The sequence below is a fragment of the Thauera aminoaromatica S2 genome (assembly GCF_000310185.1).
GTDB classification, from domain to species: Bacteria; Pseudomonadota; Gammaproteobacteria; order Burkholderiales; family Rhodocyclaceae; genus Thauera; species Thauera aminoaromatica.
In genome coordinates this window covers 1-22,304 of sequence record NZ_AMXD01000060.1, presented here as the reverse complement: position 1 = coordinate 22,304, position 22,304 = coordinate 1, and the positions used below count along the sequence as shown (strand labels likewise).

The window sequence follows — 22,304 nt, the reverse complement described above, 5'->3', positions numbered from 1 at the left end:
CCGCCCATTCCCACCGCCCAGATCGCGACTTGCGTCGCTCCTACAAAACCTTGCGGCGCGTGCGATTTGCCACTGTGGGAGCGACGCAAGTCGCGATTGCAGCCGTCCCCAACCGCCGTCGCCCATTCCTGGCGCCCTATTCGCGACTTGCGTCGCTCCTACATGAACCTCAGACCGCCTTTTCCATCACGCGCGCGGGGACGGCGGCCACCGTGGCGAAGCCCCGATACCAACCCTACTTCCCGCTCTTGATCATCTTCGCCGGCACGCCGGCATATACGGCGTCGGCCGGCACATCCGAGACCACCACCGCGCCGGCGCCAATCATGGCGCCCGCGCCAACCGTCACGCACTTCCCGGTCACCAGAGTCGCGCTCATTCCCACGTAGGCGCGCTCGCACAGACGCATGCTCGCGCCTACCGCAACCCCCGTCGAAAGAAACACCCCTTCCTCCAGGGTCGAGTGGTGCGCCACCTTCACACCCATGCTGATCATCACGTCCGCGCGCACATCGATGAACGGCATCAACACCGATCCAGGAAACACATAGATCCCCGAGTCCGGCGCCAGCACCGAATCCACCACGGCGGAGCGATGCACGAAGTTCGGCGTCACCAGCCCCAGCGCTCGCGCCTGCCGGTTCACCCGCAGGCGCACCGCGTTGTTCCCCACCGGGCAGTACAGCTTCGAGACACCGGCATCCCGCACCTTCTGCAGCGCATCGCTGCCGCCCAGCACCGGCACCCCCAGCACCTTGATCCCGTGCTTGGACGCGTTGTCATCCAGAAAACCCACCACCTCCACGCCCGCATCGCGCAGATAGTGCAGATACACCTCTCCATATGTGCCCGCGCCGAAGATGACCGCGCTCACTGCCCGCCCTCCTTCGTACCGGTAAAGGGCTTCATCGTCACTTCTTCCGAGGCGTTGATCCCTTCCTTCACCACCACCTTCTTCACCGTCAGGAAAAGGATCTTCAGGTCCAGCAGGAAAGACTGGTTATCCACATACCAGACGTCCAGGTCGAACTTCTGCTCCCAGCTCAGCGAATTGCGCCCATTGATCTGCGCCCAGCCGGTAATGCCCGGTCGCAGTTCGTGGCGGCGCGCCTGGTGCGCGTTGTAAAGCGGCAGATATTCCATGCGCAGCGGACGCGGCCCGACCAGACTCATGTTCCCCTTCAGCACGTTCCACAACTCCGGCAGCTCGTCGAGGCTGGTGGCACGAAGCCACTTGCCGAAGGGCGTCATGCGCTGCTCGTTCGGCAAGGGCTTGCCGTGCTCGTCGTAGGCCTCGAGCATCGTGCGGAACTTGATCATGTCGAACGGCTCGCCGTTCAACCCGGGGCGACGCTGGCGAAAGATCACCGGCGAGCCGAGGCGGCTGCGGACCTTCAATGCGACCCAAATCAGGATGGGCGATAGCAAAACCAGCGCAAACAGCGCCGCAAAAAAATCGAATAAACGTTTGATCATCTTCCGCCTTAACCTTCGAACCCGACCATGCCGCGTACCGACTCAGCCGAACCGCTGCACGTACTTCGCGAGTTCCTTCTTCATTCCCTTCCTAGCAGGCAATTGCCAAAGAATCTTGCACCAGTTGTGATTCCCCTCCACGAGGTAAACCCCGTCCTCACAAACCGCGATATCCCAACCCACGACGCGCGCCCTCGGCTCCACCCTCGACGCCGCAAGCGCAAGTTCGACCACCTTGTCCCAATGCGGGATTTCGATCGCGCGAAACTCCACACCCGTGATCGGATGTTTCGGGAAATACACTGCGCGCCCGGTGTTGGTGCTGACAGCGTCGCTGACCACCCGCCCCGTCCGATGGTCGACCACCGTGGCAAAACCACCCGCAGAAAGGTTATCCACGTCCGCTCCGTTGCCGAAGCGAGCCCGAGCAAAAAGGATCTCGGCGTTCTTACCGTCGTTGCCCGTCACGATGCGCAAGGTGTTCAAGCACGACGGATTAACCCGCCTCAAGGCTTCGTGATTCACCAGGCAGCGCTCCAGGATGTAGCGACTCCCCTCGGCAAGCCTGACCTCGAGGATCCGTGCCACCTCGGCCGCCTGAAGCGCCTTGGCGTCGAGGTGAAACCCACCGGCTCCGCACTGGCCGTCCGCGGGCTTTAGAAACCAATCGCCGCCAACAAGGCTCTCGGCACGCGAAAAGTCGCTCCGCGCGTAGATAAACGAATCACCGCCGCTGGCCATCAGGTGTCCGAACTTCTGCATGAACCGCTCTTTGTGAGCGAACACGCCGATAGCGTCCTTTTCCACGAACCTGCGCTGCGCCTTCCACATCGCAGTAGTGCCCGCCCACTCCGCCCGTTCGGCAGCGCTCTTAACCGGAAAGTCGAAGTACCAATACTCGTCCGGCGCCACTTCGTACCGCAGACTCGAAAAGACGACGTCAGCGAGGCGCCCGTCTTTCATCAGGGCTTTCCAGTCGGCCTTGACCAAGCAGTAACCCCAACCTAATAACGACCTCAGCATAACACTCTCCAATGAGGCAGCAGACGCACCACTGCCGCTACCTGATCAACGTCGTTCGATTACATACACCACCCACATGCTCATCACACCCGGCTGTAGTCGCCACTTGCGATTCCGCTTGCTCTGCTGCCACAACGGTCTGCAGCCGCCAACAACACTTCGGAAAGTTGCTTCGCGAGTACGTCCCTGTCAAAGAGCTCATTTCCGATTCGCTTCGCCGCCCGTCCGGTTTCGTCCAACCAGTCCTTGTCATCAAGCCGCTGGGCAATCATCCGCGCAGCCTCTTCAAAATCACGCTTCCAAGTGACTAGGCCACACCCTGCACGCTCCACAATCTCGGCCTGCCAACCGCCATAATTCAGAAGAATTGGCTTACCGGCGGCGAGAGTATCAAAGAACTTATTCGCTGAATTTGCCTGCATCTCCTTCATGTCGACAAACAGGCTACAGACGATATCCGAAGCAGCCAGCACACCCGGCATATCCTTCTTGGGGACGCGATCTTCCATGAACAGGTTTACATCAAGCACACCCGCAGCCGCGGCTTTGTCCCTGATCAACGACTTCTCCATCCCATCGCCCAACAAGAAAACTCTCACCTCTGGTGCAACCTTCAGCAGCGCCGTCGCAAGATCGACCATGTAGCCGACCCCATTGATCTTGCCGAACGTTCCAGGATAGGTAATCAGCGGCCTATCACCGAGCCAACTCTTCGTGGCCCGCCAAGCTTTCCCCACCGCAGGATCCACCTCGAAATCGCTATTATCACTGCTGTTCGGAATCACGGCTACGCGCTCGGACGGATAGCCCGTCTTTAAAACGCCTTCACGCATCCCAGGTGAAAGCGCCACCACTGCCTCAGAATTTCGATAGGCCCAAGCCTCCATTGCAAAAGCCGCCCTCTGAACCAATGGGTTCTTGAGCGCACCAATCGCAATTGGCAACTCTGGCCACAGGTCGCGCACCTCGAAAACCATCGGAATCTTCAGCTTCCGAGAAGCAAAAACTCCCGGAATCGCAATCGTCAACGGCGTGCTCGTAGCAAAAACGACGTCCCCCCCTACCTGAACCGCACGCTTCTTCGCTCCCACCGCGAATTTTATAAAGGCCTTTATCCTTTCTCCATAACTCATGTGGTTTGAATAAGGAACAGGCAACCAATGCACCTCGATACCGTCCTCATTTGTCACGAACCATTCCTTACGCCCGTCGTCCTGCCTCCACGAGGTAATCATCGTGACACGGTGCCCCATGCCTACCAAGCGCCGCGCCATCTGAAAAGAACGAGTACCGCCGGGCATCGAGAGGGTACTGAAGTATTGGTGAAGATAAAGGATATGCATTGACCTACCTATCTAGTCCAGTTCCACGTGACTTCATAACCATTTCACCCGACACGTGAATCAATTCCTACCCACACTGTAATAACTCCACCCTTGCTCTCGCATGCGTGCCGGAGAGAAAAGATTTCGTCCATCGACAATGACCTTCTCACGAAGCCGTGACTGCATCTCGTCGAAATCGGGGGCACGGAACTGTTGCCACTCAGTACAAATCGCCAAGGCATCCGCCTCGTTCAACGCAGCATACTTATTACTTGAAAAAACCAAGTCATCACGCTCTCCATAAATCCGGCGCGTCTCGTCCATCGCCACAGGATCAAACGCCTGCACTCGCGCCCCTGCCCCCCAGAGCGCCTCGATCAAGGTCCGACTCGGCGCTTCGCGCATGTCATCAGTATTCGGCTTGAACGCAAGCCCCCAGATAGCGACAGTCTTCCCCTTCAGCCCAGACCCACCACCGAAGTGCCTCGCGAGCTTTGAAAACAGCACGCCCTTTTGCCTATTATTGACGGCCTCGACCGCCCTCAACAACGGCGCTTCATAACCAATCTGCTCGGCCGTGCGGCCAAGCGCCTGGACATCCTTCGGGAAGCACGACCCACCATAGCCGCAACCCGGATAGATGAAGTGGTAACCAATGCGTGGATCGGCGCCAATACCTTTACGAACCTCCTCGATATCCGCACCCAAGATCTCCGCCATGTTGGCTAGTTCGTTCATGAAACTGATCTTAGTCGCGAGCATTGCATTCGCTGCGTACTTGGTCAGCTCGGCGCTTCGGACATCCATGAACATCGTGCGTTCATGGTTGCGATTAAATGGTTCATAGAGATCGTGCATCAACCTGCGCGCACGTTCAGAATCCGTACCAACAATAATTCTGTCCGGCTTCAGGAAGTCGCCGACAGCGGCGCCTTCCTTCAAAAATTCCGGGTTCGACACAACGTCATATGACAGGTCCGCAGCGCGCTCGCTGAGCACAGCTTGAACCTTCTCGCGCACCTTATCCGCAGTACCAACAGGCACCGTCGACTTGTTAATAATGACTTTATAGCCTGTCATGTGCCGAGCAATCGATTCTGCGACGGCGAGGACATATTGCAAATCGGCCGAGCCGTCTTCGTCAGGTGGAGTGCCGACAGCGATGAACTGGACTTCCCCGTGCGCAACACCCTGTTCGACGTTCGTCGTAAACGCGAGACGGCCCTCACCCACATTTCGCGCGACGATCGCCTCTAGGCCTGGCTCCCAAATAGGAAGCTGGCCCTGATTCAATTTCTCAATTTTCGCCAGATCGATATCAACACAAACAACGTTATGCCCGACTTCGGCAAGACACGCTCCAGTGACCAGACCTACATAACCAGTACCAAATATTGCCAGCCGCATTTCGACTCCCTCTACGAATCCAATTCTTCAAAGCGTTGCTCTAACCCAACGCCAACCTAAGAGCAGCTAAGCAATCTCACCCACGTACAAAATGTTCCGCTTCAAGGATGCACACCAACTGCGAGAAGGTCACTTTACGTAGATACATCCGAACACTCAGCGAGCCATTGTCAATTCATTAAGAGACATTACACCTATCTAGACAACCTTCAACGGCAATTCCGCACACAGCTTAGAGAAATCACAAGATCCTTTCATACTCCCGTGCAATAAACTTCTTTCGCCACTGCGGGTTACTTACTTTTCTTGGGTTGCAGCAATCAGCCGATCGTAAAACTTGTAATACTTCGCCTCTTCAAAACCCCAATTATATTTTTGCAAAACTGCATTTCTGCCATTCTCACCCATTTCCCGCCGCCGCACCGGATTCTCTATAAGATACCTAATCGCATCCGCGATTGCTTTCGAGTCGTACGGATCCACGCAAATTCCACAATCAGCATCTACCACAATCCGCTCTAAAATCGGAAAATTCGATGCAATAACGGGAAGACCCGCCACCATGTACTCGAACATCTTTACGGGGAGTGCGTCCACATAGTTAATTATAGGATGCAGGGTAACGAGCCCAGCGAAAGAGTTCGAGAATACTGGCGGAATTTGCTCGCGGCTCAACCACCCAAGCTCCAAGACAGAGCGCCAACCCGGGTAGGACTCCACTTCCTCACGAAGCGCAGCCTCGTGAAATTTTCCGCCCAAGGCGAGCTTGATATCTGATGGCAACAACTCCATCGCGCGCACCATTTCGCGAATACCACGAACCCGGCTAATCGCCCCGACATAGCATATTTGCCGTGGCTCATCATCTGGTCGAGCTAGCGCACTAGAAAACTCATCTAAAGACGGATAGTTATTAATATCTATGACGTTTTTATTAACAACCGAAAACTTATTCCGAATAAATTCAGTTGCACATACAACACCATCCAGCCGCCCGCAGGCCCAACGCTCAACCGCGCCGAAAACCCCTGAAACTCCCGGCCGAATCCACATTGGAATGTATTTTTTTGCGAGAACTTGCTTCGGCACATCCTCATGCGAATCAAACACCACGACCTTCCCGGCACGCTTCAACTGCAGGGCAACGATTAATAGCTCTGGATCGTGTATCTGATAAACATCAGCGTCAATTTCAATAGCTTTCTGGAAGACCCGCTTGGTAGCACGGCGCATTCGATCCATTCGTCCGACCGGCTCTCCTACCGAGACAATATTGACGCCATCCTTTGTCTCATCAGGCAGCGCATCGGCAACAACAAGGTAGACCTCATATCCACCTCGAGCCAAACTTCTACACTGCTTCACGAAGATACGCGTATCGTATCTTGGATGTACAGACGTTAAATGCGCAACCCGCTTTCTTAAACAAAAATCGGCCATTGGACACCCCTTCGCTTCGCTAGGCAGTCAGCAAAAATAACGTCAGTCCGCTGAAAATTCGCCATCAACATCAGTTAATCCAGCACTAAATCAGCGTGAAAAATACGCACTCATCGAAGACAGTGCTCTCGACCCCAACCAAAACACCCCTGCCATTAACCACCAAGCGCTTAATAGAGCTCCACTTTTTAGCTGAATCAAAAAGAAGAATCCAAGCACGAGGAGAAAGAGGTGGTTACGTGAACGATACTCACCCCCATCCACAATGACCCCTCCTATTGCAAGAGCAATCAAAATTAAACTAAGCGGAATGCCGAAAACGATCACTAACTCAAGAAAAAAGTTGTGCGGATAGTACGCCGCTCCGAGGCCATAATATTTTTGAAAATATGCAAAGCCGCACCCAAAGTACGAGCAAGTTGAATTTGAGCCAACCAGCTCCAAGGCCTTGAGATAGAGATCTTCCCTGGCCCCCATTCCGCCATCTAAACTCTGCAGCCTCGCAACAAGAGTGAAATCCGAAAAACTCAGACTGAAAGCTAAATAACCAAATAAAAGTGAAGCCAAACCCATTAAAATAAAACGCTGAGAAATTTTTCCAAAAACAAAGACATAGCCTAAAGCCAGAAAGATGGCTGCTAGAGAGTCACCTCGCGCGCCACCCAACGCACTCAACATCAAAAAGAAAAGCATCATCACAACATAGAAGAGAACTCGAGTAGCATCGAAAGCCTTTACGCTTAAATAAGCGGAAACGAGAGCAAGTAACCCATAAAATTTAGAAACTCCCTGCGAGTACGCAGTTGTACGATCTAACAAATTCGAACTATATTCAAAATGAAATCTTGGCGGATAAGAAAAATCCAATCCGCTATAATATATAGTTAACGCAACAACAAACACGCCAGATGAAATAATGAACTTGGCCGCGCGTTCAGATACGATTTCTCTTGAGTTCTTTGAAAAAACATAAACAAGAACAGCTGTCAAAAGAAAATCCCTGAGCAAAGATTCTTCTATGTAAACCAACCCTCCATTGCCGACAGCAAGAACGAGGCCATACAAAAAAAATAGGGCAAAGAGGCCGATTGCAAGCAACGTAGACCGTTGAACCCTTTGATCCTTAAAAGCCAAAACTGCAACTACGGCAAATAAAGCAAGAACACTCAGAATTCGAACGAATTCAATTGCGACCCGACTACTATTTGTAGTAGTGGCAAACGCAATTGTTACAGAAAGAAAAGCAAAAACTATTGCCGCATCTCGAAAGAGAACTTCTTTAGACTCGAAAAATTCATCAATAGGAACCAAGGATCGCCTTGAAAGACTACCGATAGTCACGCGCCCCCCCTAATCTGTCATTCTTTTTAACCGCCGCGTAAATAACGCACAAATAAACGCAATAAAATGCAAACCCGGATATCGCGTAAACTTCAACCACAAAATCTGAAACAAAAAAAACTGCAAACACAACACTAGCCACTCTCAAAACAAAGCCAAAGAACTGGAGATACATCGCAGCGGCAAGATCACCAGTTACATGCAAGACGACTGAAACAGGAGCTGTTATAAACTGCATGAGGAACCACGGAACCATCCAGAGGACCAAATCGCCCGCACGCGTCCACTCCACTCCAAAGATGTAGGGAAATAGATACGGCGACAACACTCCCGCAGTTATTAACGGGAAAAAACCAATCTTCGCAAGTGCGATAGTCGCCTTTCTAGTAAACCTTGAAAGTTCGCCATCTCGTTGTTTTTGGGGGGCTTCCGCAAGAAAAACCTGGGACACTGACCGTCCAATTAGCCCCATTGGCAGACCCAAAACCCGCATCGCAAGCATCAAATAACCTGCCTCCGGTCCAACGGCGTATGCAGCGACAACAAGCACGGGAACTTGAATACCTGCCGTATTAAAAAGAGCCTCTGGGACCGAATAGAGAGGAAATCGTTTATACGCTACGATTAAAGCTCCGATCCTTCTGAACCTCAATTTATTGATTAGATTCGGCTCGTTTTTAAATACTGCTCGCAGAAGGCCGAACAATCCTAGCCCACCAAATAGCATGTGACCAAAGATCAACCCGAAAGGAGAGGCGTGAAACGCTCCTGCAACAAGCTGAGATCCGGCACCGCCGATCGCTTGCGAGAATTTTGTCCGGGTGATTAGTCCAAAGCGTCTCTTCCTAGCAGACCAATATTGTAGCGCCGTATAATTTGAAGCCAAAAACACTCCAAAGGGAACCATCCATAGATACGGTTCAAAAGACGGCCGACCGATCAGAACCGAAATTTCTCGAGGATAAAACGCAACGGGAACTGAAAGCAGGATGCTAAAAAACAAGCCAGAAACCAGCGAAACTGCCGTTAGACTTAAACCATCTTCATCATCTGACGGCAACGATATCGCAAGATTAAATCGAAGGCATGCAATTACCGTAAATATACCCATTAACGCCATATAAACCGCGAGATGGCTAAAATCTTCAGCGGAGTAGAGCCGAGTTAGAATTGGTAGCGAAAGTGCAATTAGGAACTGAGAGAATGCTGTTCCGCCAACTAAAATAGCTACATTTCGTGCAAAAATATTTTTGGACAGCAACTCGCTTAGTGTCTTACGCAAAGCAAACCCCTAGTCGACTACTAAATCCCAACAGCTGAAACAACAGTCCTTTGATCAGCTAGCATTAGATACGGATGCATCGGCAAACTCATCACCCTTGCCGCTGCCGCATCCCCATGCGGCAGTTTCGCATTCGCATCCGCCACCGCCGGCTGCTTGTTCAGCGGAATCGGGTAATGCACCGCCGTCGGCACGCCGGCGGCCTTGAGCTTCTCCTGCACCGCATCCCGGTCATCCACGCGCACGGTGTATTGCGCCCAGGCGCTGACGTTGTGCGGTTCGATGTAGGGCGTGGTGTCGATGCCGGCTTCCTTGAAGAGGCGGTCGTAATTGGCGGCGACCTGCTGGCGGAGCTGAACCTCCTCGGCCAGGATCTCGAGCTTGGGCAGCAGGATTGCGGCCTGCAGGGTGTCGAGGCGGCTGTTCACGCCCACGCGGATGTGGTGGTAGCGGCGGTCCTGGCCGTGGCGGGCGATCTGGCGGATCACCTTGGCGAGCTCGTCGTCGTTGGTGAAGATCGCGCCGCCGTCGCCGTAGCAGCCGAGCGGCTTGCTGGGGAAGAAGCTGGTGCAGGCGATGGTGGTGAGGTTGCACGACATGCGGCCCTTGTAGCTGGCGCCGAAGCTCTGCGCGGCGTCTTCGATGACCGGGATGCCGTGCCGGGCGGCGATGGCGTTGATGGTGTCGAAGTCGGCGCACTGGCCGTACAGGCTCACCGGGATGATGGCGCGGGTTTTGGGCGTGATGGCGGCTTCGAGCAGCGCCGGGTCGAGGTTGTAGGTGCGCGGGTCGATATCGACATACACCGGCTTGGCGCCGAGCACGGCGACGGTTTCGGCGGTGGCGATGTAGGTGAAGCCCGGGGTGATGACCTCGTCGCCGTGTGCCACGCCCACGGCCATCTGGGCGATCTGCAGGGCGTCGGTGCCGTTGGCGCAGGTGATGCAGTGCTTGGCGCCCACGAAGGCGGCGAGCTTTTCTTCCAGCTCCGCCACTTCGGGGCCGAGGATGTACTGGCCGTGGGCCAGCACGCGCTGGATGCCGGCGTCGATCTTGTCCTTGATGCGGGCTTGCTGTGCTTTGAGGTCGCAGAATTCGATCATTTTCAGTTGGCTTCCGATTTGTTGAGGGTGTCGCCGTCTAGCGTGTAGCGGTCGCCGGTGTGCGGGCAGGTGTAGTCGCCCTGGCCCTTGACCGGCAGCGGGATCTGTTCCCCGTATTCGCTCATCCAGCCGACCTGGCGGGCGGGCACGCCGACCATGAGGGCGTAGGGCTTGACGTCCTTGTTGATGACGGCGCCGGCGCCGACGAAGGCGAACTCGCCGATGGTGGTGCCGCACACGATGGTGCAGTTGGCGCCGAGAGTGGCGCCGCGCTTGACCAGGGTGTCGCGGTATTCGCTCTTGCGCTCGATGAGCGAGCGCGGGTTATAGACGTTGGTGAACACCATGCTGGGACCGCAGAACACGCCTTCTTCCAGGGTGACGTTGTCGTACACCGAGACGTTGTTCTGCACCTTGCACTTGTCGCCGATGACGACCTTGTTGCCGACGAAGACGTTCTGGCCGAGCGAGACGCCCTTGCCGATGCGGGCGCCACCGCAGACGTGGGCGAAGTGCCACACGCGCGAGCCTTCGCCGATCTGGGCGCCCTCGTCGACGATGGCGCTGGGGTGGACGGTGTAGGAGGTGTTCTGAGTCATTGCAGGATCCTGTTGGCGGCTTCGTCGCCCTGGAGCTTGGCGGTGGTCCATTTGCCGCCGTAGATGTGGAGCACGTTACCGGTGCGCTCGAAGGCCCATTCGCGGGTGGCCTCGGAGGGGTTGTCGGCGCTGCGCAGCAGCGGCCGTACGCCGGCAAAGGCCTCGACCACATCGCAGCGCATGGCGGCGGGGGCCAGATAGTGGTTGTGGGCGTCGAGCAGGTAGCGGATCTCGTCCTCGCTCGGTCCGGGGTTGTTGGGGCCGGACTGGCGCACCTCGGTGGTGCCGATGAGGGTGCGGCCCTTGTACGGCAGCACGAAGAAGATCCGGCTGGAACCGGGCACTTCGAGCAGCATCGCCGCCGGGCAGACCCGGTCGAGCACGATGTGGCTGCCGCGCACCCAGTCGAGGGTGTAGCTCGGCTTGCCGGGCATGGTTTCGCGCAACTGCATGGCCCAGGGGCCGGTGGCATTGACGATGCGGTCGAAGCCGTCGAGCACGGCGAGGTCGCGCACCTCGAAGTCGGTGACCAGCTCGCCGCCGAGTTGGCGGAACTGCTCGACCACCCAGTTGCCCAGCGCGTAGTCGTCCATCTGCGCATCGAAGAAGGCCCACGCCCCGACCAGGCCATCGGCCGACAGGCCGGGCTGCAGGGCGAGCACCTCGGAGGGTTTGAGCACACGCGCACGCGGAAAGCCGCTGCCCATGGCCAGCACGTCGTAGATGCGGATGCCGGCTGAAATGGTGAGCTGCGAGCGGCCCTTGTCGCGGTACATGGGCAGCAGCATCTCCAGCCGGTGGCACAGGTGGGGGGCGAGCTCCAGCCAGTCGGTGCGGGCGTGCAGCGCCTTGCCGACGAGGCGGAACTGGCCGGTCTCGAGGTAGCGCAGGCCGCCGTGCAGCAGCTTGGACGAGGCGCGGCTGGTCTCGCCCATGGGCTGCTTGCGCTCGTAGAGCGTGACCTCGACGCCTTGGCGCGCGAGCGCCCAGGCGGTGCACGCCCCCACGATGCCGGCCCCGACCACCGCCACCTCCATGGCTCAGTACTCCAGCGGCAGGGCCACGCGCTTGCCGTCGCGCGACGACAGGTACATGGCGATGAGCAGCTCGAGGCTCTTGAGGCCTTCGCGGCCGTCGGTCTCGGCTTCGGCTTCGCCGCGCAGCGTCTGGATCACGTTGTCGTAGTAGAGCGGATGGCCGAAGCCGTAGACGCTGGTGGTGGCGTAGCTGGCCTGCTTGATGTCGGCGTCTTCGGGCAGGGTTTCGGCGAACTCCCAGTGCTGGATCTCGTTCACCGCGACGCCGCCGATGCGCACCGTGCCCTTCTCTCCCAGGATGGTGATGCTGCCTTCGAGGTTCTTGGGGTAGGTGAGCATGCTGACGTTGAGCGTGCCCATGGCGCCGCTACGCCAGCGGATGGCGGCGACGCCGGAGTCTTCGACCTCGATGTCGCGCTCCAGGGTGGCGGTGTAGGCCATGACCGATTCGACCGGGCCGATGAGCCAGTCGAGCAGGTCGATGTAGTGGCTGGCCTGGTTCATGAAGGCGCCGCCGTCGAACTCCCAGGTGCCGCGCCACTTGGCGCTGTCGTAATACTCCTGCGGGCGGGTCCAGAACACATTGACCGACACGGCGTAGATCTTGCCGAAGCGCTTTTGCTCCACGGCGCGCTTGAGCAGTTGCAGGGTGGCGTTGCGGCGGTTCTGCTTGACCACGAAGAGGCGCACGCCGGCCTTGTCGCAGGCCTCGACCATCTTGAGGCCGTCCTGCCAGCGGGTGGCCATGGGCTTCTCGGTCATCACGTGCTTGCCGGCCTCGGCGATCTGGATCGCCTGTGCAGGGTGCAGGCCGCTCGGGGTGGTGAGGATGACGCAGTCGGCCGTGGTATTGGCGAGCAGATCGGCGAGCCTGGCGTGGCCCTGCGCGCCGGTCTTGGCGACGGCGGCCTGCAGCGCGGCGGGGTTGATGTCGCAGACGTCGACCAGCTCGCAGCGGTCGGCGTGCTTCTCCATGGCGGCGAAGTGGTTCTGCGCGATGCGGCCGCAGCCTACGAGAGCGAAGCGGATCTTGCGGCCGGTGATCGGGGGGGATTGATGCATGGATATCTCCGGTGGGTATGCCGTCAGCAGCGAGGCCGGGATGATAAGGGGATTACGTTACCGGTGTGTCGCGTTCGGGGCTGCCCTCTTTGCTGTTCGTGACCTGATCGGTGCGGCGTTGCGGGCCCTTCGGCCTGGATCGCGACTTGCGTCGCTCCTACGGGGGCGTCGAACCGTGGTGCTTCTCGTAGGAGCGACGCGAGTCGCGATACGGGCTGCGGTAATCGCGACTTGCGTCGCTCCTACGAAACCAACGCCTGTTCATTGCGCAGGCGATCATTCATTGCCTGTAGGAGCGACGCAAGTCGCGATCGAGGCTGCGGTCAGAGACGGAGGTCGGCGGCCTTGCGCGGCATGACGTATTTCAAGTCATAGACCACGTGCTCCGGCTTGCCGAGCGCGCGGATGGCCTCGGCCCCCATGTCCTTGAACTGCTGGTGCGCCACGCCGACGATGATCGCGTCGTAGGCGCCGGGCTGCGGGGCGTCGATCGGGGTGAGGCCGTATTCGTGCTGGGCTTCGGCCACGTCCACCCAGGGGTCGTACACGTCGGCCTGGATGTTGTATTCGCCGAGTTCCTTGACGATGTCGACGATGCGGGTGTTGCGCAGGTCGGGGCAGTTTTCCTTGAAGGTGAGGCCCATGACCAGCACGCGCGCGCCTTCAACGGTGATGCGGCGCTTGAGCATGGCCTTGACGAGCTGCGACACCACGTAGGCGCCCATGCCGTCGTTGAGGCGGCGGCCGGCGAGGATGATCTCGGGGTGGTAGCCGATGGACTGCGCCTTGTGGGTGAGGTAGTAGGGGTCCACGCCGATGCAGTGGCCGCCGACCAGGCCCGGGCGGAAGGGCAGGAAGTTCCACTTGCTGCCGGCGGCCTGGAGCACGGCCTCGGTGTCGATGCCCATCTTGTTGAAGATGATGGCGAGCTCGTTGATGAGGGCGATGTTGACGTCGCGCTGGGTGTTCTCGATGACCTTGGCGGCCTCGGCCACCTTGATGCTCTCGGCCTTGTGGGTGCCGACGACGATGATCTGGCGGTAGAGCTGGTCGACCAGCTCGGCGACCTCGGGGGTGGAGCCGGAGGTGACCTTCTTGATGGTGGAGACGCGGTGTTCCTTGTCGCCCGGGTTGATGCGCTCGGGGCTGTAGCCGGCGTAGAAGTCGACGTTGAACTTGAGGCCGGAGAACTTTTCCAGGACGGGGACGCAGTCTTCTTCGGTGGCGCCGGGGTAGACGGTGGATTCGTAGATGACGATGTCGCCCTTCTTGAGCACCTTGCCGATGGTCTCACTGGCCTTGACCAGCGGGGTGAGGTCGGGCTGCTTGTGCTCGTCGATGGGGGTGGGGACGGTGACGATGAAGGTGTTGCAGGCGGCGAGGTCCTGCAGGGTGGCGCTGTACTGCAGGCCGGTGGCTTCGGCGAGTTCTTCGTCGGAGACCTCGAGGGTGGCGTCGTGGCCGGTCTTGAGGGCGTCGATGCGCGCCTGGTTGATGTCGAAGCCGACGACGGAGCGCTTCTTGGCGAATTCGACCGCGAGCGGCAGGCCGACGTAGCCGAGGCCGATGATGGCGAGCTTGAGGGTGGCTAGGGTGTGCATGATGGTGTCGAGTGGAAGTGAAGGTGGGAAGGTTTTGGAGGTTTAGGGTTTGGGTTTTGGTTTTGGTTTTGTAGGAGCGACGCAAGTCGCGATTCAGGCGGTTCCGGACGCGGGCAAGTTGGGCGTGGGCGGGTCGGGATGGCCGCTATCGCGACTTGCGTCGCTCCCACAGGGGGTGCGGTTCTCGTAGGAGCGACGCAAGTCGCGATCTGGGCCGCCCGGATCGGCTCGGGCGCCCCCATCGGTCCTCACGCCTTGTACTTGTACTGGTAGTGATAGCCCTCGTACCCGAAGCGATGCCGTTGCCGGGTGAGGTCGAAGCCGTTGAACACGAATCCCTTGACCTCGACCCCGGCCTGGTCGAAGCGCTTGATGGCCTGCTCGAGCTCGCGCACCGGGTGGCGGCCGGCGCGGGCGACCAGCAGGGTGGCGCCGACCTGGCGGCCGATGATGGCGGCGTCGGACACGGCGAGCACCGGGGGCGCGTCGATGATGAGCACGTCGCACTGCTTTTCGAGCGCGGCGAGCAGCTCGGCGAAGCGCGGGTGCATGAGGAGCTCGGACGGGTTGGGCGGGATCTGGCCGGTGGTGACGAGGGCGAAGTTGTCGATGCCGGTGGGCTTGACGATCTGCTCGATGCTGGCCGCGCCCATGATGTAGTCGGACACGCCCACACCGCGGCCGATGCCGAAGGCCTTGTTGATGTGGCCCTTGCGCAGGTCGCCGTCGACCAGCATGACGCGCTTGCCGGCCTGGGCGAGCACGGCGCCGAGGTTCTTGCTGATGAAGCTCTTGCCCACGCCGGGCGCCGGGCCGGTGATGAGCACCGAGCCCTTCTCGGCGCCGAGCAGCGCGAAGTGCAGCGTGGTGCGCAGGCTGCGCAGGCTCTCCATGGCGTCGTCGTCGGGGTGGGCGGTGGCGAGGAGCTGGCCCTTGTCGGTCTTGCCGCGGGCGATGGCGCGCGACAGCACGGCTTCGTCCTTGCTGTCGGGCACGGTGGCGTACACCGGCAGCGAGAGCTCGCGCTCGATGGTCTGCGGGTCTTCGACGACCACGCGCAGGCTGCGGATGGCCCACACCAGGCCGAGCGAGCCGAGCACGCCGAGCACGCCCGAGAGCAGCAGGATGAGCGCCTTGCGCGGCGCCACCGGCAGCGGCGCGGTGGCGGCGGGGTCGATCACGCGCACGTCGCCGACGGTGCCGGCGCGCGCCACGCGCAGCTGCTGGGCGCTGTTGAGCAGGTTGGTGTAGAGCGCGGTGGCGACCTCGACGTCGCGGCGCAGGCGCAGCGCGGTCTGCTGGGTGTCGGGGAGGCGGTTGACGTCCTTGTCGAGGGTGCCGCGCACGGCGCGCAGGCGGCCGAGCTGCGAGTCGATGGCCTTGACCTGGGGGTGCTCGGGGGTAAAGCGCTGGCGCAGCTCGTCGCGCTTTTGCTGGAGTTCGACGACGTCGGCGTCCACCTTGACGATGGAGCTGAGCACCGACTGGGTCTCGAGGGTGAGGTCGACCGAGCCGCGGGTCTGGCGGTAGTCGTTGTAGGCGGCTTCGGCGGTGTCGAGCTGGGCCTTGAGCTCGGGGAGCTGCTTTTCGAGGAAGGCCAGGGTGGCGTCGGCCTCGGCGGAGCGGTATTCGACGTTCTGGCGCACGTAGGCGTTGAGGACTTCGTTGAGCAGGCGCTCGGCTTCGGCGCGGTCGGCGTCGCTGTAGGCGGCTTCGATCACGTTGGACTGGCGCGCGCGCTCGCGCACCTCGAGGTCTTCGCGCAGGGCGGCGATGGCCTGGATCTGGCTGATGCGGGCGAGATCGAAATGGGTGCCGGGGCGGGCGACGAGCTCGGCGACGAAGAGCGTGGTCTTGCCGTCGGCGCTGCTGGCGGGCTGGCCGACGCTGCCGTCGAGCAGGGGCTGGTCCTGGTCGTCGTAGAGGGTGAAGCCGCCGTTGTCGCCGGCGATGAGGGTGAGCGGCAGGCCGACCAGGTAGGACGGCACCTCGAGGGTCTGCACGGTGATGCGCTCGCCGCCCCAGGCGTAGCTGCCCAGGCCGAGCAGCGGCGCGGCGGGCTGCTCGCCGTTATAGCGGCGCGCGAGCGCGCGGCCGAAGATGGGGAAGTAGTCGGGGGTGGCGCGGATGTCGAGGCGCAGGCGCTCGACCACACGGCCGAGGATCATGCGCGAGCGCAGGATCTCGAGCTCGGCGGTGACCGAGCTGTTCTCGCCGAGCACGGCCTCGACGTCGCGCAGCGCGGCCAGCCCGCCCTTGGGCCCCTTGCTGTCCTGCACCTGCACCAGCCCGTCGGCGCGGTAGATGGGCGTGGACACGAAGGCCACCACCGCGCCGATGAAGACGGCGAAGAAGGTGACGGCGAGGATGAGCCACTTGTATTCGAGCAGGACGGCGATGATCTCGCCCAGGTTGATGAAGTCGTCCCGGTCGTCGCGCATGGACTTGGCGCGGACAGGATTCCCGACTTCAGCCACGGCGGAGGGTGCAGTTTCTCGACGCAAGGGTGTAGGTTCCTGTTGTGTGGTCATGTGTTGCCAATCAATTTCCGTAGGAGCGACGCAAGTCGCGATCCCAGCGCCCCCATTTCGCGCCGCGGCTCATCGAACGCGACGATCGCGACTTGCGTCGCTCCTACAAGAACCGTGCGAAGCCCCTTCCGTTGCGGGAATCGGGCCGGCGCGGTTCCTTGTTACTGCCGGCCGCCGAACAGCGGATACCGCGTCTCGCTGGTGAGCTGCAGCATCTGCGAGGTCGGCAGGATGTTGCTGACCACGCGGTTCCAGCGCGCGATCGCCGCCACGTCGACATACACCACGTCCCGCGGCAGCAGCGGGAAGCGCTCGGCCAGCAGCAGCGCGTCGGGGGAGCGGGCGTTGAGGTGGAAGAGCTCGGCGCTGCCGTTGTCGCTGCGCATCACATACACCCAGGCCGGGTCGGACGTGCTCTGGTTGACGAAGCCGGCGTCGGACAGCGCCTCGGCGAGCGTGGTGCGGCGCTTGTTCATGACGAACGAGCCGGGGTTGCGCACCTCGCCGAGCACGAAGACCTTGTTGAGCTGGCGGTCGGGCACGTTGATGATGTCGCCCGGCTGCAGCAGCACGTTCTGGCTGACGTCGCCCTCCTCGTACAGCGCCTGCAGGTCGACCCGCCAGGTCTGCCCGTTGCGGGTGAGCAGCACGTTGCCGTGGTCGGCCTCTTCGGTGATGTTGCCGGCGCGGTTGATGGCCTCGACCAGGGTCATGCGGATGTCGTCGATCGGCTGCAGGCCGGGCTTGGCGACCTCGCCGACGACATATACGCGCTTGCTGCGGAAGGAGACGATGCGCACGTCGAGCTGGACGTTTTCGATGACGCTGGCCATGCGCTTGGCGAGGACCTGGCGCACCTCGCGGGTGGTGAGGCCGGCGACCTTCACCACGCCGGCGAAGGGGAAGAAGATGGTGCCGTCTTCGGCGACCAGGGTGCCGGACTGCTCGGCCGAGCGGTAGGAGCCGGCCGGGATGGTGATCTCGGGGTGGTCCCAGACGATGACGTTGATGATGTCGCCGGGACCGAGCTTGTAGTCCTGGTAGTCGAAGCCGGGGATCTTCTTGGGATCGCTCGCGCGGGTGGCGGTCTGGCCGCCAGCCTTGCCGCTGCGGAAGCGCGACTCCTTGGCCTGGTGCTGTTCGATGATCAGCTCGGCGGTGATGGGCTTGAGCTTGACGTTGGCCGGGACGGTGTCGGTGCCCTCGGTGACCGGCAGCGGCACGCTGGACTCTTCGCGCATGAGGCTGCCGCTGGTGCCGGGGATGAGGGTGCAGCCGCCGATGGCCGCGGCGGCGAAGGCGATCACGGCCGTGCGGACGAGACCGCCGCTGCGGATGGCGTCCGCGCGGGTGGCGGGACCGGCCGCACGGGCGTCAAGGCCACTGGCGTCGGTGGCGCGCACGGCGCCATTGGATGCGCCGCAGTGGGCGATCCGGTCGGTGGTGAAGCGACTCATCGAAAACCCCGTTCGAGTTTTGCGGCTTGCCCCGCGCGCGCCTCGGCGGCGGCGTCGCGACATGCCGGCATGTTTGCTTGCACGATATGCGTTTCGGGTGCCTTGCCGATGATGCCCGGATCGAGGCGTGGAGCCGGTTCCAGGGGGGTCATCGCAGGCAACTCGGCGCCGTGGATTACAGCAAAAAACGCGCCAGCAAATAATGCATTGCACCAAACCAGTGTCGAGTCAGTGCGTTACGGAGAGGTTAAAGCCCCCGCGCCGCGCCGCTCCGATCTGCTGTCCGAGCAAAGTGTAAAGATTCCCGACACCTTGTGGACCATGCCACGCGCAGCCCCTGAGGAACTATTCCTCATTGCTGCATTGCAACACCCAAGTTGGGCGAATTGTAGGGGATTACGCCAGCATGCGCAAAACCGCCCCGCCCGGATCGCGTCTCCCGCCGTCCGGATCGCGACTTGCGTCGCTCCTACACCCCCTCCCGAAGCGCGCCGGTTTTCCGTAGGAGCGACGCAAGTCGCGATTGCAGCCTTCCCGCCCCGACCACGCCCACCACCACCGCACCGCCCGATCGCGACTTGCGTCGCTCCTACAACACCTCCCGAAGCGCGCCGGTTTTCGTGGGAGCGACGCAAGTCGCGATTGCAGCTTTCCCGCCCCGACCACGCCCACCACCACCGCACCGCCTGATCGCGACTTGCGTCGCTCCTACAGCCCCTCCCGAAGCGCGCCGGTTTTCGTGGGAGCGACGCAAGTCGCGATTGCAGCCTTCCCGCTCCGACCACGCCCACCACCACCACCGCACCGCCCGATCGCGACTTGCGTCGCTCCTACAGCCCCTCCCGAAGCGCGCCGGTTTTCGTGGGAGCGACGCAAGTCGCGATTACAGCTTTCCCGCCCCGACCACGCCCACCACCACCGCACCGCCTGATCGCGACTTGCGTCGCTCCTACGAAAACCATGCCAACGCCTGTGGCCCGATGTCGTTCAGCGCCGGCGGCGATCTTCGGCCGTGGCCCGGTGCGGTTCGGCGCTGGCGGGGCCGATAGGCGGCCTTGGCGACAAAATTGGCTGAAGCTTGATCCTGGTCAACCTTTGTCCATATTCACGCTGCGTTTGCGCAACAAGCACCTAGATTGGAAGCGAACAGTTCGTGAAATAAGTCACGGTTTTCCGACTCTACCGAGAAGAGACCGCGACATTGGAAGGAGACCATCATGTGTACATTCGACGCCCCGATCGCCCGTTGCGAAGCCATGAATCAAATGGTGCTGCTGGACGAAACCCGTAGGGAATGCGCTTTCGAACATGGCTGCCCGCCCGGTCAGAAATGCCCGCTGAACGGCTGCTTCGCTCGCCAGAGCGGCCTCTACGACGCTCACCCGGAAATCGGCGCGCACGGCCAACCGCGCGTTGCCCACCACGCACACTAGGGCCCGGCCCGGCATCCGCGCTCCCCGCCGCAAGGAGGGGGAGCGCTTTGCCGCTTCCCGTTTTCCCCGCTTCACCACTGCCCCGCCTCCCCGCCTCCCCGCCTCCCCGCCTCCCCCGCTTCACCGCTTCTCCCGCTTCTCCCGCTTCTCCCGCTTCTCCCCGCCCCCCTCCCGCCGTTTTGCGGAACCCCGCCCGCAAGCCGACGGTCAGTCTCCTGACAGAAACACGCAAGGCGTGCCCAATCGGCGCGCTGGCTTCGTTTGGGAGATTTCATCTTGACCAGCACCTGCCGGGGTAGGACGTGCTTGCCAGCATCGGCCTGATCGCCTTCGCGATGCTGGCCGCGGTGCCGCTGGTCGGCCGCCTCGGCGAGCGCGCGGGCTGGGTGCTCGCGCTGGCGCCGCTGGCGGCCTTTGTCCACTTTCTTGCCCACATGCCGACCGTCGCCGGCGGCGGGGTCGTCACGTCCAGCCTGGCCTGGGTGCCGGCGCTCGGGGTGGAGCTCGCCTTCCGGCTCGACGGGCTGTCGCTGCTGTTCGCGCTGCTGATCACCGGCATCGGCACGCTGATCGTGCTCTACGCCGGCGCCTATCTCTCCGACCACCACCACCTCGGCCGCTTCCACGCCTACCTGCTCGGCTTCATGGCGGCCATGCTCGGGCTGGTGCTGGCGGACGATCTGATCGCGATGTTCGTATTCTGGGAGCTGACCAGCGTCTGCTCCTTCCTGCTCATCGCCTTCCAGCACGACAAGGCGGAGTCGCGCCGCGCGGCGCTGCAGGCGCTGCTGATCACCGGTGGCGGCGGGCTGGCCCTGCTCGCGGGGCTGATCCTGCTCGGCAGCGTGGGCGGGAGCTGGCAGTTCTCGGGGCTGTCGGGCGAGGCGCTCGCCGAGCACGCGCTCTACCCCGCGATCCTCGTGCTGGTGCTGATCGGCGCCTTCACCAAGTCGGCGCAGCTGCCCTTCCACCTCTGGCTGCCCAACGCGATGGCGGCGCCCACGCCGGTGTCGGCCTACCTGCACTCGGCGACGATGGTGAAGGCCGGGGTGTACCTGCTCGCGCGCCTCAACCCGGCGCTCGGGGGCTCGCCGAGCTGGAGCACGATCCTGATCACGGTGGGCGCCGCCACCGCGCTGGTCGGCGCCGTGCTGGCGATCCGCCAGACCGACCTCAAGCGCGTGCTGGCCTACACCACGGTGACCGTACTCGGCCAGCTCGTCATGCTGCTCGGCACCAACACCCACTACGGCCTGCAGGCCTTCGCGATCTACCTGGTCGCGCACGCGTTCTACAAGGCGGCGCTGTTCATGGCGGTGGGCGCCATCGACCACGCCACCGGCACGCGCCAGATCGCGCTGCTCGGCGGGCTGATCCGCCACATGCCGCTGACCGGCTTCGCGGTGGCGCTGGCGGCCTTCTCCAACGCCGGGCTGCCGCCCTTCTTCGGCTTCATCGCCAAGGAGTTCAAGTACGCCGGGCTGATCGAGCTCGGCGTGGCGGGCTGGGTCACCACCGCGGTGATGATCCTCACCAACGCGCTGCTGCTGACCGCCGCCGGCCTCGTCTTCGTGCGCGCCTTCCTCGGCCGCGAGGGGCGCTACCCGCTGCCGCCGCACGAGGTCAGCCTGCCGATGTGGCTGGGGCCGATGCTGCTGGCGATCGGCGGCTTCGTGTTCGGCGCCTTCAACAACCTCGCCGAGGTGTGGCTGATCGACGCCGCGGTGCAGGCGGTGTCGCGCGCCACGGTGCCGGTGAACCTGTATCTGTGGGGCGGCGTCACCCCGGCCCTGCTCGCCAGCCTGCTCACCGTGGCGCTGGGGGTGTTCTTCTACCTGCAGCGCACCCGCCTGCGCCGTCGCCTGTCGCTGTGGCGCGTGCTGTGGCGGGTGAGCGGCGACCGCATCTGGGACCGCCTGCTGAAGCGCGTGTTCGTGTTCGCCGGCGGCGTGGCCGACCGCTTCCAGCACGGCTCGCTGCGCCAGCACATCAGCGCGCTGGTGCTGGCGATCGCCGGCTGCGCGCTGATCGGGCTGTTCGCCTCGACCGGCGACGGCCTCGCCTGGCCGCAGGCCACCAGCCCGATCAATCTCGCCGCGGTGCTCGGCTGCGTGCTCGCGGTCGCGGGCGCGGCCGCCGCCGCAGTGAGCCCCGGCCGCGTCGCGCTGGTCGCCACGCTGGGGGCGA

Annotated in this window: 18 protein-coding genes; 2 read left to right on the top strand and 16 right to left on the bottom strand. The window is 61.4% G+C overall.

What is annotated here, in order from left to right:
- Positions 1-235 precede the first annotated feature (235 nt).
- From C665_RS21280 to C665_RS20680, 16 genes are all read right to left on the bottom strand, one after another.
- Entirely contained in the window at positions 236-874 is a 639-nt protein-coding gene (locus C665_RS21280; RefSeq protein WP_004308844.1) for a PglD-related sugar-binding protein, read from the bottom strand.
- Positions 871-1,476 carry a sugar transferase gene (locus C665_RS10765; RefSeq protein ID WP_004308842.1) on the bottom strand — a complete coding sequence of 202 codons (606 nt, stop codon included), beginning with the start codon at positions 1,474-1,476 and terminating at the stop codon, positions 871-873. Before C665_RS10765 ends, C665_RS21280 begins: the two co-directional genes overlap by 4 nt.
- 42 nt (positions 1,477-1,518) lie before the next feature.
- Positions 1,519-2,466, bottom strand: coding sequence for a sugar-transfer associated ATP-grasp domain-containing protein (locus C665_RS10760; RefSeq protein WP_157277040.1), 948 nt, complete (start codon positions 2,464-2,466; stop codon positions 1,519-1,521).
- A gap of 116 nt (positions 2,467-2,582) precedes the next feature.
- Entirely contained in the window at positions 2,583-3,800 is a 1,218-nt protein-coding gene (locus tag C665_RS10755; protein ID WP_281054725.1) for a glycosyltransferase family 4 protein, read from the bottom strand.
- A gap of 102 nt (positions 3,801-3,902) precedes the next feature.
- Entirely contained in the window at positions 3,903-5,231 is a 1,329-nt protein-coding gene (locus C665_RS10750) for a UDP-glucose dehydrogenase family protein (protein ID WP_004308836.1), read from the bottom strand.
- A gap of 297 nt (positions 5,232-5,528) precedes the next feature.
- Complete coding sequence (locus C665_RS20255) at positions 5,529-6,671, bottom strand: glycosyltransferase family 4 protein (protein ID WP_004308834.1); 1,143 nt, start codon at positions 6,669-6,671, stop codon at positions 5,529-5,531.
- 90 nt (positions 6,672-6,761) lie between these two features.
- Positions 6,762-8,012 (bottom strand): O-antigen ligase family protein, encoded by a 1,251-nt coding sequence (locus C665_RS20685; protein ID WP_157277039.1) that lies wholly within the window; start codon positions 8,010-8,012, stop codon positions 6,762-6,764.
- The gene (locus C665_RS20250) at positions 7,999-9,294 is read right to left on the bottom strand and encodes a lipopolysaccharide biosynthesis protein (protein ID WP_083854701.1); all 1,296 of its coding nucleotides are present in this window, start codon (positions 9,292-9,294) and stop codon (positions 7,999-8,001) included. The genes C665_RS20685 and C665_RS20250 overlap by 14 nt, the downstream gene beginning before the upstream one ends.
- A gap of 20 nt (positions 9,295-9,314) precedes the next feature.
- On the bottom strand, positions 9,315-10,397 hold the full coding sequence (locus C665_RS10745) for a DegT/DnrJ/EryC1/StrS family aminotransferase (RefSeq protein WP_004308830.1): 1,083 nt from the start codon (positions 10,395-10,397) through the stop codon (positions 9,315-9,317).
- Between the two features lie 2 nt (positions 10,398-10,399).
- Complete coding sequence (locus tag C665_RS10740) at positions 10,400-10,996, bottom strand: acyltransferase (protein ID WP_004308828.1); 597 nt, start codon at positions 10,994-10,996, stop codon at positions 10,400-10,402.
- Complete coding sequence (locus C665_RS10735; protein ID WP_004308826.1) at positions 10,993-12,033, bottom strand: glycerol-3-phosphate dehydrogenase/oxidase; 1,041 nt, start codon at positions 12,031-12,033, stop codon at positions 10,993-10,995. Before C665_RS10735 ends, C665_RS10740 begins: the two co-directional genes overlap by 4 nt.
- Before the next feature lie 3 nt (positions 12,034-12,036).
- Positions 12,037-13,095, bottom strand: coding sequence for a Gfo/Idh/MocA family protein (locus tag C665_RS10730; protein WP_004308824.1), 1,059 nt, complete (start codon positions 13,093-13,095; stop codon positions 12,037-12,039).
- Between the two features lie 323 nt (positions 13,096-13,418).
- Complete coding sequence (gene tviB, locus C665_RS10725; protein ID WP_004308822.1) at positions 13,419-14,696, bottom strand: Vi polysaccharide biosynthesis UDP-N-acetylglucosamine C-6 dehydrogenase TviB; 1,278 nt, start codon at positions 14,694-14,696, stop codon at positions 13,419-13,421.
- 248 nt (positions 14,697-14,944) lie between these two features.
- Positions 14,945-17,137, bottom strand: a complete 2,193-nt coding sequence (locus C665_RS10720) for a polysaccharide biosynthesis tyrosine autokinase (RefSeq protein WP_004308820.1) — start codon at positions 17,135-17,137, stop codon at positions 14,945-14,947.
- 251 nt (positions 17,138-17,388) lie between these two features.
- The gene (locus C665_RS10715) at positions 17,389-18,684 is read right to left on the bottom strand and encodes a polysaccharide export protein (RefSeq protein WP_004308818.1); all 1,296 of its coding nucleotides are present in this window, start codon (positions 18,682-18,684) and stop codon (positions 17,389-17,391) included.
- On the bottom strand, positions 18,681-18,836 hold the full coding sequence (locus C665_RS20680) for a hypothetical protein (RefSeq protein WP_157277038.1): 156 nt from the start codon (positions 18,834-18,836) through the stop codon (positions 18,681-18,683). Before C665_RS20680 ends, C665_RS10715 begins: the two co-directional genes overlap by 4 nt.
- 1,065 nt (positions 18,837-19,901) lie before the next feature.
- Between C665_RS20680 and C665_RS20245 the strand changes: the two genes are divergently transcribed.
- A complete protein-coding gene (locus C665_RS20245) occupies positions 19,902-20,117 on the top strand; it encodes a hypothetical protein (RefSeq protein ID WP_012584858.1) in 216 nt (71 codons plus the stop codon).
- Positions 20,118-20,419: 302 nt separating this feature from the next.
- On the top strand, positions 20,420-22,304 hold a 1,885-nt coding region (locus C665_RS10710; RefSeq protein ID WP_004308816.1), incomplete at its 3' end, for a proton-conducting transporter transmembrane domain-containing protein.

Coding starts and splice junctions, on each gene's coding strand:
- C665_RS10730 (WP_004308824.1), bottom strand. CDS start 13,095: ATGCATCAATCCCCCCCGATCACCGGCCGCAAGATCCGCTTCGCTCTC.
- C665_RS10765 (WP_004308842.1), bottom strand. CDS start 1,476: ATGATCAAACGTTTATTCGATTTTTTTGCGGCGCTGTTTGCGCTGGTT.
- C665_RS10735 (WP_004308826.1), bottom strand. CDS start 12,033: ATGGAGGTGGCGGTGGTCGGGGCCGGCATCGTGGGGGCGTGCACCGCC.
- C665_RS10720 (WP_004308820.1), bottom strand. CDS start 17,137: ATGCGCGACGACCGGGACGACTTCATCAACCTGGGCGAGATCATCGCC.
- C665_RS10740 (WP_004308828.1), bottom strand. CDS start 10,996: ATGACTCAGAACACCTCCTACACCGTCCACCCCAGCGCCATCGTCGAC.
- C665_RS10750 (WP_004308836.1), bottom strand. CDS start 5,231: ATGCGGCTGGCAATATTTGGTACTGGTTATGTAGGTCTGGTCACTGGA.
- C665_RS20680 (WP_157277038.1), bottom strand. CDS start 18,836: ATGACCCCCCTGGAACCGGCTCCACGCCTCGATCCGGGCATCATCGGC.
- C665_RS20245 (WP_012584858.1), top strand. CDS start 19,902: ATGTGTACATTCGACGCCCCGATCGCCCGTTGCGAAGCCATGAATCAA.
- C665_RS10715 (WP_004308818.1), bottom strand. CDS start 18,684: ATGAGTCGCTTCACCACCGACCGGATCGCCCACTGCGGCGCATCCAAT.
- C665_RS20255 (WP_004308834.1), bottom strand. CDS start 6,671: ATGGCCGATTTTTGTTTAAGAAAGCGGGTTGCGCATTTAACGTCTGTA.
- C665_RS10755 (WP_281054725.1), bottom strand. CDS start 3,800: ATGCCCGGCGGTACTCGTTCTTTTCAGATGGCGCGGCGCTTGGTAGGC.
- tviB (WP_004308822.1), bottom strand. CDS start 14,696: ATGCACACCCTAGCCACCCTCAAGCTCGCCATCATCGGCCTCGGCTAC.
- C665_RS10745 (WP_004308830.1), bottom strand. CDS start 10,397: ATGATCGAATTCTGCGACCTCAAAGCACAGCAAGCCCGCATCAAGGAC.